This is a genomic window from Paenibacillus tritici, from assembly GCF_013204885.1.
GTDB classification, from domain to species: Bacteria; Bacillota; Bacilli; order Paenibacillales; family Paenibacillaceae; genus Paenibacillus_AQ; species Paenibacillus_AQ tritici.
In genome coordinates this window covers 287,899-300,878 of sequence record NZ_JABMKX010000007.1, presented here as the reverse complement: position 1 = coordinate 300,878, position 12,980 = coordinate 287,899, and the positions used below count along the sequence as shown (strand labels likewise).

Sequence of the window (12,980 nt, the reverse complement as noted above, 5' to 3'; positions counted from 1 at the left end):
GGCTCGGTAAAGAATTGGCCGAGATACGATTTGCTGTTGAGTAACGTTGACCAGAGTCAACAGAAGCTCTGAAAGTAATTCATTTTTTTATCCATTGTTAGCATGATAAGCCTCCATTCAGACCGACATAAGATAGGTTCAATTATATCAAAGGGAACATATGTGCGATAGATGTCTTAATGATTATATTTTATAGTAAGAAAAACCACCTCCCCTTTTTCGTCAAATTTTGTAAAGACAGGAAGGCCGAAAAAGAAGTATGATATAGGTAAATAATCCTATTTTGACTGAGGTGATTTAATGAAGCTCTCTGTTTACTTGCTCAATGAGGATGTGAAGGATTTCAAACAGGCAATACAACGAAAGTATCTGTCTGGAAAGAATCCATTTGTTGAATTACCTAAAATGAGGAAATTGAGCTATGAGTGTATTGCCTTTGTACAGAGTAACAAAGTTAAGGCACCTAAATGGCTAGATTTTGTGGGAAAAAACTTTGACTTATCAAATCTTGCATTATTGAATGCCTCAAACTCATTCTTGATTATTCTGAGAGTAAGGAGTCGTATATTTGCTGTCCCCTTTGGATTTGCGTACAGCGCTCTAGATAGGTCAAGAATAGAACAGGGTTTCGGTATGCGAGTTACTTTAAATGAGATAGATCCCGAACGTATTGAAACGCTGGATACAAGAAATATTGATTTGGTCACCAAGCAAAGAAGAACACATGTAACGGTAGGAAGTAAGGTTTCTGAATTTGGTTTGAATCAAAATATTGATTGGATTAGGTACGTCAGCGGTAAACCAACAACAAAAGAATTTGCATCTAAACTTTCGGGTTCGGACTCCTTAGCAATTACTACAGACACAACCATTAATGAACTTGGTGAACTTTGTGAAGAACTTTTAGAAAAATTCCAAGCAACTACATACAAAAAGCATTTTGAGTTTATAGATTATCTTCGTCCATTAAAACGTACCGACTCGAAAGTTCAAAAACTAAATATGGAATTAGAAGGATACTTAGATAAAAGGTTGACTCAAAAAGTTACAGTTGCCTTACCTGAAATTCCAGAATCCAATATAGATCATTATAAGATTTTTATAGGAACTCGTAACAGCAAATTGACAGAGGTGACATTGGAGAGTTTTTATGATTTTTTGAATGAAAATCCTGATATTACTGATTATCTTGATAAAGTACATATCATTGGTTTAGACAGTGAGGGGACGCCTGTAGCCACTAAGTATAAAATGAGAGAATTTATTGTGGCAGAAATCACTAACGCTTCAGAAACTTTTGTATTGTCACTGGGTAACTGGTTTCAGGTAGATAATGAGTATGTCAGAATAATTAAAGAAACAGTTAAAAGCATTCCTGATATAACTGACACTCTAAAATTACCTGCTATTAAGGTGGGGGAAAAAGAGGGAGAATATAACGAAAGGGTTGGTAAAATCAAAAACTGGCTTCTTTTTGATAAGGAACTCCTTTACTTTAGTTCAACCGAGAAATATGAGATATGTGATCTTTTAACAAAGGAAATGCAGTACTTATGCGTTAAGAAAATGTACAGCTCTGCAACTCTCAGCCATCTTTTCGCACAAGGAAGCGTTTCTGCAAGGCTTTTAAGAGGAGACCCGAGAGTAGAAAAAAAAGTGGAAAAAGTATACAGCAAAATGTGGTCTAAACAGGATTTTTTAGCCCATAATGCTCCTGAATTTGTTTATGTGATACCTACAACTAAAGAAGGTGCTCTTAGCGAATGTTTATTCTTTTTTAGTCTTATAAATTTGGTTGATCATATACGTTCTATTAAAGAAGTGGGCTATAAGGTTTCTCTTTGTAAGGTCGAATATGAAGATTGATTTAGCTTATAGATATATCAATACAGTAACAGTGGAATTCAACTAAACTCTGGAGGTTAACGATGAATAAGAAAGAATCAGAGGAAATTATAAGACTGGCTAGAGAAGGAAAGCATATTTCAAAAATATGGTCAGAACATTTTCATGAATATGATTATTGGGAAGTTTACATGGAAGCATACGGAGCTGGGGAAAGGAGCTCAGTAGGTGTTAAGAGAATGATAACGGCTAGACTAAACAAACTGGCTGATACTGATTCAAAGGAAACTCGTGAAGAGCTTACAGAAGAAATCAATGAATTAGTCGTTCATTTATACTCAAGATACAGGGCTAGTCAGCAAAAGCTTGAGAAGGTAAGAGGAATTATTAATGATTGATGCAAGAATTCGAATTTAAATGCATAATTCCCTATTCAGATCTTTGAGGAGCGTTTAGCCGAGGAGACATTTCTAGATAAAGAGACAAACTGCTGTGGTTATATACAATACAATGTCATGGAAATGTATATACGATTCATTAATGTGTCTGCTTTAGAGTTATAAAAATATGATAGTATACCTGATCAATGATTATGTTCTTTCCATCTAAGCCAAAATAGGTTATGTAGATGAAATGTCAAAGGAGTTGATGTTGTATGAGTAAAGATAAGTCAAATAATAAAGGCTCCTTAAAGGACTTTGTCACTAATTATGGGCAAATACTGATGACGAACTATTGGGGGGAAATGTGGAAAATAGTTGAATCAGACCCCAAGCTAAAAAGTACCATTCCAGCGTTCCTGTTAAATCCTGAAAAACTTATTTTTTATTTTGGTAAGGATCATTGGGCCATTGAATATGTTGGTCCATCTACTAAGGAGGAGTTAGATGGGAGCTTTAAATTACCAGTAGAAATCAAAGATTACACAACATCTGATAATTTTATGGACGATATAATTGGTTTTGAAATTGGACAAAATGATTTTAGGTTTCCTCTAGTAGGGGAAGTTTATCAAGATCTTTACTTGCCATCGAACGATGCACATGAGATTTTACTTAATAATGGATGGAACTTTGCAGCTCAACAGTCCATGATGATGGGATTTAATGTCTCTGGAATAGATTTAATGAAAGAACAGTACTACAGATTTGTTAATTGCTTTTTTTATGGTACAGATTCTCACGGACTATTAGTAAGAAATATTAAATGGCTCGATGTTTTCCCTCTAGAGATAATTGATTTTGATGAAGAAACTGATCAATTTAAATTTTCTTGCTGGCCAAGCCTTGAAAAGCAAGCAATATTAGATGCCCATTCCGAATATCCTAACCCAGAGGGGTTTCAATTTGAAAGGCTAGTACAGCTTAATCGTTTTGTTGAAATTCTTAGTTCTATTAATACTAGGGAGACAGATATTACTCAGTTTTTGAATCTCCCTGAAAATCAATTCATTCTAAAAATGGCCTTTCTCGCAAAGGACATTCACAATGAAAAGACATGTGACTGGGCGGAGGAAGGTAAAAAAGCTATTAGGCCAGATTTTTTTATCACTGCCCCAAATGGATTCTCTGACATTGTGGAGTTTAAACTCCCAACCTTAAAGGGAGCGCCTGTTGTTGGAAGAGAAAACAGAGAGACTTTTAGTGCAGAATTAAGCTCATATATTTCGCAAACAAGAGTTTATACAAAGTATTTTGAAGATCCAAGAAATAGGCAGCATGTATTGGAAGAGCATGGACTTAAGATTTTATATCCTAATAGATGGTTAGTTATTGGGAGAAGATGGATGTTTGACACAGATGAGTGGAAAGAAATTGAAAATGAATATAAAGGTTTAGGAATTAGGACTTATGATGATTTAATAGATGGTGTAATTTATCAGTTATATAACTGATTAGATTGTTCTAGAGTCAATAATATTTCAAGGTGCCCATTGCGGTGCCTTTTTAATTCCCCTGCATATTATAGCTTGCAAGATTTCCTGAGCAGAGGTTTAAGAAATTTCGCCCTATAACTGATACGGTGAACCGTATCATAAGTGACGGCGAAAATCAATTTATAGAAATCGGAAGTCACTTATGATATTTCGCGGGCATTGGCCGAGGTGGGGCCGGGTCGCCTGCAGCCGCACATGTTAAACACGGGTATTGCTGGTGTTAACAAGCTTTGGTCCGCTTTTGAAGAGGCTGTTCGTTCAGAAATGGGGACTGGATGGCTAACATATGGGGCTCGTTGGAGAGCGTCTCAATGTCAGGTCATTTCCCAACTGGAAGAAGAAGTTGCGAAAGAGGACAGGAAGCCTGGTGTAATTAAAGCATCACTTACGTATCTAAAAAGTCTAACGGAGCTGTTTGAGGAACGTTATCCAATTAGCAAAGGGGAAGAGAATTAAAAGCCTCCCGCGCCTTCGCGAAGGGCGTAGCCCAAGCGAAGGCAACAGCAGACCCTTTTCTCCATTGTCCCGATGGAAATTCCTACTTACACAAAATTTCTGTTTACCAAGCCACAACTCCATGCTCATCAAAAAAGCCACCAGTTGGACCATCACTAGCTATTGTGGCAAGCTCCACTACAACGGAAGCTGCTTGTTCGACTGTACGATAGCCACTATTACCATTTAGATCGGTAGCTGTAAATCCAGGGCAAACGGAGTTGATTTTAATAGGAGAATCGCTTAACTCTTTAGCAAAGGAAACGGTTAAAGCATTTACAGCCGATTTAGAACTATTGTAGGCGAGCGAATTCGCATTATAAAATTCCGACGTTGAGTCTGAATTCAAGGTTAAGGAACCTAATGCGCTGGAAAGAGTAACGATTCTTCCGGCAGAAGAATTTCTGAGCAATGGAAGCATTGCTTTAGTGACAGAAAATACACCGAAAACGTTTGTCTCATAAGTACTCTTGAGAACAGACAATTCCAGTTCACTTGGAGAGGTGTTTCCTTCGAAAAACACACCTGCATTATTAATCAAGATATCAAGCAATCCATACTCTTGCTCAATCCATTCTACTGCGGAGAGAACGGAGCTGGGGTTCGTGACATCAAGAACCACTGTTTTAGCTTTAATTTTCTCCTTTTCCAATAACGTTACGGCCTCATGTCCTTTATTTTCGCTTCTTGCTCCTATTAAAATCTCATACCCCATATTTCCCAATTGTCTTGCTGTCTCAAAACCGATACCTTTGTTTCCACCTGTAATTAATACGATCTTAGATTTATTCATAAAAGTGCCTCCCTACATTCTTGTTTTAATACGGCTGCGTTTACCGCATGAGATAAGAATATCAAGGAGACGAATAAATTTCTTTGCCTACAAGCTCATTCTATTTGTTTATTTAGCTCATTTTTTAGCCCATTTTTTAGCCCCTTTAGGCATCCTTCTTCAACCTCAGCTGCCGTCTAAACTCTGACGGTGGAAGTCCGAATCTTTCCTTGAATACTTTGGAAAAGTGAGCGATATTTTCGAATCCGGTCGAAAAACAGATATCCGTAACAGATAACGCTGTTTCCGCTAGAAGCGCCTTGGCTTTATCCAGCCTTCGATTGCGAATCCATTTGAGCGGTGAGGTGTTGTATATTGCTTGAAAATCCCTTTTGAACGTCGCCAGGCTTCTGCCAGACAAATAGGCCAGGTCGTTAAGGGAAACAGGATTCATGAAGTTCTCCTCCATGATCTTTGTGATGCTGCCTCTGTCCTTGCTTATGGGTTGCATCATTTGATGCAACAAACGATCATTCGAATCTGCTATGTGAAACAGCAATTCCATCAGTTTCACACGAACCAGTCCTTCTTTGACTTCGTCAGGGTGCTCGAAATAGGGTTTTAACGACTCGATATAGCTTCCAATGCGGTCATTGATCGGAAAGACTGTTATCGGAACAACATCATTCACGAGACAAATCGGTTTTAAACCGGCGAATTTGAGGAATTCATCTACTATCTTCTCGTTCAGGAAAAACATCATATAGTCGAGGATGTATTCGGAATCGGGTTCACCCGCTTTCTCGTACTCGACTCCCATTGATTTATGAATAAACATCATTTCGTTGCTCCGCATCGTATATTCTTGATCACCGAAGCGAACTGTATAGACACCCGACTTGACGATTAGCAGAAGATGATCCTGCAAAAAAAAGGTTCCTTTTATGCCTTGCGTGTAAAAGCAGATTTCGATAACGGACATCCCACCCAGCTTCAAGCCCCCTTTTTTATTAGGAAAATTTACCAGTTCATTAGGCACCTTGACCATTTTGCTTGATCTCATAGTCATGGACGTCCCGCCCTACTTGTACCTGCGATTGCTCTAGTTTCCATTTCTTAATCATCCTTTCGGTTATGCCAGTCTGCGCTTACCTGTAGAATAATTAGAAGCCGTTTTGACGTTAACGTTTCAACACTTATCCTTTTAGTATAACTGGAACCCGGCGAGAATACTTTGCTGAAAAGCTCAAACGACTTGTTCATTTAGCTCCAAACGAGCAAGTTTTCCTGGATACTGTTTTCGACTATGAAGATGACCGGGGTTTACTGCGAAAAACTAAATCGTGACTGTTAAGTGATAATAAAGTAACTTGTCCACACTTTGGACAGGCCTGTCGCAGGAGGCGCTTGGGGAGATAGGCGGGTTTCATTTTTCATACATAGGGCAGATTGAACGTGGGGAGAAGGTGAATATCATTCAGTTGTTTACCTACCAGGGTGAGGAGTTCATGGTTACCGCAGCAGAGCGTGACTATTTATAGTATAAACAACAGTGGCGGCCTTCCAGGCCGCCCCTTTGTTTTCGCCGATAAACCCGTTACGCTAAAGGGCTCAAGGCTGCATAACCTTCACCATCTGCGCTTCGAATTCCGCGTAAGTGATTTTACCCAAAGCCAAATCCATGCTAAGAAGGTAGATCTGTTCTGTTTTTGAATAGTCGCGCTCCACTTTCAGCGATAGCTCCTCCCCCGGGAGGGGCTCCAATACATGACACTTGTTCGAAAAAGCTTCGAAATAGCGGTAGCCGAATTTGCGTTGCGAAACCGCGTTTATATGAATGCCATCAGGATTCGCGGTCAACTCTGCCGCCGTTACAAAATAACAATTTTGCTGTTCGTTAGCGAAGCGCTGCAATTGTTCATTGACCTGTCTATACTCTGTCGCTTGCTGCCCAAAACCAGTCTTACCAAGGAAATCACCAAGCCCGCCAATGATCAACGGCACCTCATCAAGATTCAATTCGTTTCTTAGGGTCTCGATGATAAGGGTTAATTTCTCGTAATAAGTTTCATGCAGCGAATGATAACTGTCGCTCTCACCCTGGTGCCAAAGAATTCCGCAGATTTGACTGGACCGCAAGGCGAAGCGAGCTTCGGACAGAGCATGCTGAAAAAGGATGCCCTCCGGATGCCAATCATTCAAAGAACTGCCACCTTCTGCACAAGGAATCAAACCAATTTCTTCATCAGAATTGGCTTTCGACCAGGCATCGGCGAAAGACGCCGCCAGGCTTACACCGGAAACCGGACGGTCATAATTAATCGGCTCTGACATCATCTGCCACTGTCCATTACGCAGCATTTTTATTTTTTCATTATATATAGGGTCGACTTCATGCAAGAATCCACGGCCTGCCATATTAGATTGACCCAACATTAAAAATGATTTTATCATTTAATCTTCATTCCTTTACATACCTAATATAAACTAATTGAATCATTATATAGTCTGATTAGACTAAAATCAATTAATGATCACTATGCCTGGTGTTGGATTCAGCGTAAGAAAAAGGAGCTGGGTTCAGCAATGAATACGAAAGAAACGTTGTGTACTTTTGAGGAAACGGTCAGCATGCAACATGGGATTGGCTTGTGTACTATTCTCCTCGAACAGAGATAGGAGACGGGGAACCGTATCATAAGTAGGGGCAAGTTATTTGAAAAAAACTCGCAGGAGCCTGTATTTCAGCATGACGGCCATCGGAGCAGGGTAAGCCAGACTCCGGTTGGAATGGTGCGTAAACGGGCTCCTGCGAGTCTATTTGTTTAAAGAATTGATGGTATACCTGGCAGGAGACTTTACCGAATCAACAGCAAAAGCCCCTTCCGCCGTTTCGGTAGAAGGGGCCAGTTCCAAAAAAAGCTGTTGCACCTACGGGTGGAATTCCAGTTCGAAAGGCAGGCTTTACCCCAAGAATCGTTTCATGATGGGGAATGCTCAATTGAGCTGCAACAGAATTTTGAAGAGTATCCTTACACTAAGATGGGTTTTTCAGTAATTAAAATCCATCCCGATTCTACCAACCAAATAGGCACCAATAACAATAACAATAATAACAATAGTTAATAGACCGATTTTTTTAGTGAATTTCAAAATTTCACCGCCAATATCAGATAGAGTAAAAGCGAAGTTAATTTGGAGTGGATGTGGCAACTCCGTTTTTCACATCTAAATTTAGATACTGATTCTGTGAGCCTGCTATTGAGGAGAAGATCCAAGTCATTGAAGCTTGAGCACTAAATTGTAAAGATTCAGATGGTCTTGTAATATTTAAACTTAAATTTGAAAATGAAGTGCTAATAAAGGTTCTGACACTTGGCTCCCAGACATTCGAAATATAACTATATCCGCCATTTACAATAGTGAAGTTGGCTAAAAATGATGCAGTAACGACTGTATTGCTGCTATAAATTTTTGTGCTTTGATAATTGCAGTACCCTGAGCCACAAACAGTTCCTGCCCCAGGCGTAACTGATAGAATTGAAATAGATCCATCTGGAAAGACGGTCCGAGTAGTATAACCAGCAGAATTTGTTGATTTGCCTAATACATTATTTTTAGGATTGGAAGATTTAGTTGTAATACCTTCATTTATTTTTGCTGGATTTTGTGAATCTAATAATTCTCCTCTTTCCATTTTCCCCAAAAGTTTTTTTTGTGTATCCACATTAATTCCTAACTCATTAAAATTATCCCTAATAGATTCTTGATCATTAATCACTGTTGGATTAACCGAAATTACCGTAGAATCGGGGTTTGAAGGATCTCCCTGTTCTGCAAAAACACTAGATGATAAGGATAGCATCAATACGCCCGAAATTAATATGGAACCAATTTTCTTGAACATCCTTCTATTCCTCCTAAAATTTGTATTCTGTACTGCGTAATCATAACACAAATTTCCAATTATATCATTATTTTGAGTATTTAGTATACTGGTCAGCGGAAAATCCCACACCACCTAAAAAACTATTAAAAAATAAGCGAGATAGGCGATAAGCATAAAATCCCTATCAGCAAACTAACAGATGTACTAGTGCGTTACATACTACATTACAATGTGTTTATTAGTGTTCTTATATTTGCTGACATGGGTGCACGTATTGAGCGAGTATTTGGCACGGGTGAACCGTACCATAAGTAACGGCAAGTTTTTTCAGGAGATCTCGCAGTATCCAAGAGGACGAATAGGAGCTATAAAAACATTCACTAGAGGAATGGTTCTGCACTTGAAACTACAAGTTCATTTTGTTCCGATATTGTGATGGGGTCATTCCAGTCCACCGCTTGAACTGGCGGCTAAAGTGCGAGACATCATAATAGCCCAGGTTGTAAGCGACCTCTTCTATTGATTTGTGGTCTTCAAGCAGCATGAACTTGGCGTTATCCAGAATTAAGGAGGACAAATATTGACGAGGGGACATGCCAAAGGTTTGACTAAAGATTCGGTACAGATAAGTTCTGCTTATGGCAAGCTCTGCTGCGATTTTGGAAACCACATTCGTAAACTGCCTTTCCATAGAAGGCTCATGACGGGTGATGGATGGAGGGGCTAACTTCATGATTCTTTCGGAGGCAAAGTGCGCCATTTGGATATTGCGAATGGAGGTATCTGGCCTTCGTTTTGTTTCGGAGTCGGACAAGCACTTGCCCATCTCTCTAAACAAGCTGATGGAGGCAGAAACGATATCTAATCGGCTTGCCAAACAATCTTTATTCTTGTCGCCGCAAAGCTGGATTAATTTTTCGATGCTTTGTCGAATACCGTAAGCGTTCTCATTTTCTTTAGGAAAAAAAGTATTCTCGGTATTACACAGCATCTTTCGGAACAGGATGTCATTCAAGTCGAAATGAAGACAGAAATAGGTCAATCCTGACTCAGAGGCACAGAAATTCTCATGCATTTCGAACGGTCGAATAATAATAAAGTCCCCGGCTTGCAAAATATGACGCTGATTATTCAGTTTGCAAAGTTGGACGCCTTCAATGACATAATTGATTTCGAAGATCGACTCTTCATGGGCGGGATAGGACCAACTGGCAGGAACCTTTCGCCAGTGGGCTTCATGTACATATAACGAAGTGTGTATATTGGGCAGGTAATATTCTTCAAATTCATGTGTCCGCTGATGAGAGAATTTGGACTTTATTATCATTACAATCACGCCCCTTCACAGGTTCTCGCTTCCTGAGTTCATCATATCCTCACTGACATCTTCTGTCTTTATCAAAACTAAAGCAGTTTAACAGTAAATTATGGCATCAAATGGACAAATAACGAACGATTTCATACATAGTGTGAACAGATGAAGTGAATTATAATTTGATTCTGTAAGCGCTTACTATAGAGGCGGTTATTAATATTTCTGACAAGAGGGGTGTGTTATGAAAAAGTGTTGGAGCAGTTTGCTGGCGATTGTTATGGTACTGAACATTTTCACCTTCATTGGCGGTGCCGAAGTACAGGCCGCTACATTCATTTCGAAGTATGAGGCGGAGTCGATGACGAAGGCGGGAAGCTATACCAGTAATATTTCGTCGCCATTTACCGGAGTTGCGCTGTATGCGAACAATGATCTCGTCAAGAATAGCACCACCTTCGCGACCATTCCGGGGAAATACGAAATGCGGGTAAGAGGAGCGTCGAGTAATTCGTCGGCAGCAGGTGTCTCCGTCTACGTCGGGGGAAGCAAGAAAGCATCGCTTTCATTCACGGGTACGACCCCTGCTATTCAGTCGGTATTATTCGATGTGACCGGCACCAGCAGTCAAGAAGTGCAACTGAAGCTTGAGACAGACAACGGATCGAATGATACGTTGATCGACTACTACGAGCTTTATTTCGATAGTGCTCCCGCGCTGTTGCCTCCCGCCCCGGTTCCTCCGACCACCGGGGCCTTTAATTCCGGGGTTTACCGTAATCTGTTCAAGGAATTTGGCAAGTCCGATGCGGAGATTGACGCAAAGGTCAATGCCGCGTTTCAGCAGCTGTTCTACGGGGATAACGACACTCAGAGGATCTACTACCCTGTAGGTACGGACATGGCTTATATTCTTGACAAAGCGAGCAACGATGTTCGCAGCGAGGGTATGTCTTACGGGATGATGATCGCCGTCCAGCTTGACAAGAAGGCGGAATTCGATCGTCTCTGGAAATGGGCCAAGACCTATATGCAGAACACAAGCGGAACACAGCAAGGTTATTTTGCTTGGCAGGTAGATGCAAGTGGCAACAAAATCGACACAAACCCGGCTTCAGATGGCGAAGAATATTTCATCACGGCCTTGCTCTTCGCAGCTAATCGCTGGGGAAGCGGTACGGGAATCTACAATTACAGCACTGAGGCGCAGACATTGCTTGACCGGGTTCTAACTCCAAACGGTGATCAGAAGACTTTGTTTGACCTGACGCAGAAGCAAGTCGTTTTCGTCCCATACGGCAGTGCCGCCGGATTTTCAGACCCCTCCTATCATCTGCCAGCGTTTTATGAACTCTGGGCACTCTGGGATAATAACAACAACCAATTCTGGCGCGATGCAGCCGCGACAAGCCGTGAGTTCTTTAAGAAACAGGCTCATTCTACCACAGGCTTAGGGCCGGACTATGCGGAATTCGACGGCAGACCGAATAATACTGGAAACCATGGCGACTTCCGCTTCGACGCATGGCGAACGATTATGAATGTGGCGATGGACTATCACTGGTTCGCCAAGGATTCCTGGCAGACAACCTATGCAGATCGTGTTCAGAGCTTCTTTCATGGTCAGGGCATTGGTGCTTATGCGAACCAATATTCGCTAAGCGGATCATCACTTTCGGCGGACCACTCTCCAGGCCTTGTAGCAACCAATGCAGTAGGGACACTTGCTGCAACAACAACTAAGTCATGGGAGTTCGTAAATGAGTTTTGGAATACGTCCATTCCTTCCGGTCAATATCGCTATTATGACGGCTGTTTGTATATGATGAGCCTTCTGCATGCCAGCGGCAAATTTAAAATTTATAAGCCAAGCGGCGGTGGAACGAATCCGCCATCAAGCGACACTCAGGCACCAACGGCGCCGACAGGTCTGAGCTCGCCGAGCAAATCCGATACGTCCGTATCCTTGACATGGAATGCATCGTCCGACAATATTGGGGTTACCGGCTATGAAATCTTCCACGGCACGACGCCTTGCGGCACGACAGCCTCTACGTCCTTTACTTGTACGGAGTTAAGTCCAGACACAAGCTACAGCTTTACTGTCAAGGCTAGGGATGCCGCAGGCAACATGTCGGCTCCGAGCAGCGCTTTCTCCGTAACCACGAATGTGAGTAGCGGCAGTGGCAGTGAAACTATCGTATGGTCCGATTCCTTTGAGAGTGGGAGCAGCAATTGGTCGAATTTCAGCGGCAACTGGTCTGTTGTCACGGACCTAACAAAAGTGTATTCGAGCGGCGGAGTTTATGACACGGGCGTATCTCGCGTACAAAACCAAAGCTGGAGCAATTATTCATATGAGGCCAAAGTTAAAGTCCAAGCTGTAAATACAGGAAACCGAACCAACCTTCAAATTGGTATTGCCGGCCGTCTGCAAAACCAGAATAATTTCTATATCGCTTACTTCAACGGCAGCCAAAGCCTTGTTCTGGCTAAAGTCGTGAACGGCAGTTGGACTACAATCGGTTCGTATGCCGGCAACTATACGGAAGACAGTTATCACACGGTTAAACTGAGCATGCTCGGAACGGGCATCAAAGTGTCAGTGGATGGAACGGAGCGGATTTCCAAGACAGATACTCAATTTGCTTCTGGAACTATCGGTGTCTTTGCTTCCCAAGGTACCGGTCGATTCGACGATGTAAAGATATCACAATAAAACGGGCAAAAG

General features: G+C 41.3%; 11 protein-coding genes. 6 read left to right on the top strand and 5 right to left on the bottom strand.

Going from position 1 to position 12,980, the window contains the following annotated elements; genetic code table 11:
• Positions 1-300: 300 nt before the first annotated feature.
• The 4 genes from HQN87_RS14855 to HQN87_RS14840 all read left to right on the top strand — a co-directional run bounded on the left by HQN87_RS14855 (position 301) and on the right by HQN87_RS14840 (position 4,237).
• A complete protein-coding gene (locus HQN87_RS14855; RefSeq protein WP_173134551.1) occupies positions 301-1,866 on the top strand; it encodes a DUF6119 family protein in 1,566 nt (521 codons plus the stop codon).
• A 62-nt stretch (positions 1,867-1,928) separates the two neighbouring features.
• The gene (locus tag HQN87_RS14850) at positions 1,929-2,243 is read left to right on the top strand and encodes a hypothetical protein (protein WP_173134548.1); all 315 of its coding nucleotides are present in this window, start codon (positions 1,929-1,931) and stop codon (positions 2,241-2,243) included.
• Between the two features lie 257 nt (positions 2,244-2,500).
• Positions 2,501-3,739, top strand: a complete 1,239-nt coding sequence (locus tag HQN87_RS14845) for a Shedu anti-phage system protein SduA domain-containing protein (RefSeq protein WP_173134545.1) — start codon at positions 2,501-2,503, stop codon at positions 3,737-3,739.
• Positions 3,740-3,976: 237 nt separating this feature from the next.
• Positions 3,977-4,237 (top strand): hypothetical protein, encoded by a 261-nt coding sequence (locus HQN87_RS14840; RefSeq protein ID WP_173134543.1) that lies wholly within the window; start codon positions 3,977-3,979, stop codon positions 4,235-4,237.
• A 103-nt stretch (positions 4,238-4,340) separates the two neighbouring features.
• Here the strand turns inward: HQN87_RS14840 and HQN87_RS14835 are convergent, their stop codons facing one another.
• Together HQN87_RS14835 and HQN87_RS14830 are read right to left on the bottom strand one after the other, a co-directional pair.
• Positions 4,341-5,069, bottom strand: a complete 729-nt coding sequence (locus HQN87_RS14835; RefSeq protein WP_173134540.1) for an SDR family oxidoreductase — start codon at positions 5,067-5,069, stop codon at positions 4,341-4,343.
• Positions 5,070-5,214: 145 nt separating this feature from the next.
• On the bottom strand, positions 5,215-6,117 hold the full coding sequence (locus HQN87_RS14830) for a helix-turn-helix domain-containing protein (protein WP_173134537.1): 903 nt from the start codon (positions 6,115-6,117) through the stop codon (positions 5,215-5,217).
• 301 nt (positions 6,118-6,418) lie between these two features.
• Here HQN87_RS14830 and HQN87_RS14825 point away from each other — a divergent pair, with 301 nt between their 5' ends.
• The gene (locus HQN87_RS14825; protein WP_367272729.1) at positions 6,419-6,589 is read left to right on the top strand and encodes a hypothetical protein; all 171 of its coding nucleotides are present in this window, start codon (positions 6,419-6,421) and stop codon (positions 6,587-6,589) included.
• 70 nt (positions 6,590-6,659) lie between these two features.
• Here HQN87_RS14825 and HQN87_RS14820 read toward each other — a convergent pair whose 3' ends face one another.
• The 3 genes from HQN87_RS14820 to HQN87_RS14810 all read right to left on the bottom strand — a co-directional run bounded on the left by HQN87_RS14820 (position 6,660) and on the right by HQN87_RS14810 (position 10,264).
• Positions 6,660-7,502 (bottom strand): sialate O-acetylesterase, encoded by an 843-nt coding sequence (locus tag HQN87_RS14820; protein WP_173134534.1) that lies wholly within the window; start codon positions 7,500-7,502, stop codon positions 6,660-6,662.
• Positions 7,503-8,238: 736 nt separating this feature from the next.
• Positions 8,239-8,955 carry a hypothetical protein gene (locus tag HQN87_RS14815; protein ID WP_173133736.1) on the bottom strand — a complete coding sequence of 239 codons (717 nt, stop codon included), beginning with the start codon at positions 8,953-8,955 and terminating at the stop codon, positions 8,239-8,241.
• Between the two features lie 388 nt (positions 8,956-9,343).
• On the bottom strand, positions 9,344-10,264 hold the full coding sequence (locus HQN87_RS14810; protein WP_254075509.1) for a helix-turn-helix domain-containing protein: 921 nt from the start codon (positions 10,262-10,264) through the stop codon (positions 9,344-9,346).
• A gap of 229 nt (positions 10,265-10,493) precedes the next feature.
• Here HQN87_RS14810 and HQN87_RS32075 point away from each other — a divergent pair, with 229 nt between their 5' ends.
• Positions 10,494-12,968: a glycosyl hydrolase family 8 gene (locus tag HQN87_RS32075; protein WP_216857303.1), complete on the top strand. Its 2,475-nt coding sequence runs from the start codon at positions 10,494-10,496 to the stop codon at positions 12,966-12,968.
• Positions 12,969-12,980: the final 12 nt, after the last annotated feature.

Coding starts and splice junctions, on each gene's coding strand:
- HQN87_RS14855 (WP_173134551.1), top strand. CDS start 301: ATGAAGCTCTCTGTTTACTTGCTCAATGAGGATGTGAAGGATTTCAAA.
- HQN87_RS14835 (WP_173134540.1), bottom strand. CDS start 5,069: ATGAATAAATCTAAGATCGTATTAATTACAGGTGGAAACAAAGGTATC.
- HQN87_RS14820 (WP_173134534.1), bottom strand. CDS start 7,502: ATGATAAAATCATTTTTAATGTTGGGTCAATCTAATATGGCAGGCCGT.
- HQN87_RS14845 (WP_173134545.1), top strand. CDS start 2,501: ATGAGTAAAGATAAGTCAAATAATAAAGGCTCCTTAAAGGACTTTGTC.
- HQN87_RS32075 (WP_216857303.1), top strand. CDS start 10,494: ATGAAAAAGTGTTGGAGCAGTTTGCTGGCGATTGTTATGGTACTGAAC.
- HQN87_RS14840 (WP_173134543.1), top strand. CDS start 3,977: ATGTTAAACACGGGTATTGCTGGTGTTAACAAGCTTTGGTCCGCTTTT.
- HQN87_RS14810 (WP_254075509.1), bottom strand. CDS start 10,264: ATGATAATAAAGTCCAAATTCTCTCATCAGCGGACACATGAATTTGAA.
- HQN87_RS14815 (WP_173133736.1), bottom strand. CDS start 8,955: ATGTTCAAGAAAATTGGTTCCATATTAATTTCGGGCGTATTGATGCTA.
- HQN87_RS14830 (WP_173134537.1), bottom strand. CDS start 6,117: ATGACTATGAGATCAAGCAAAATGGTCAAGGTGCCTAATGAACTGGTA.
- HQN87_RS14850 (WP_173134548.1), top strand. CDS start 1,929: ATGAATAAGAAAGAATCAGAGGAAATTATAAGACTGGCTAGAGAAGGA.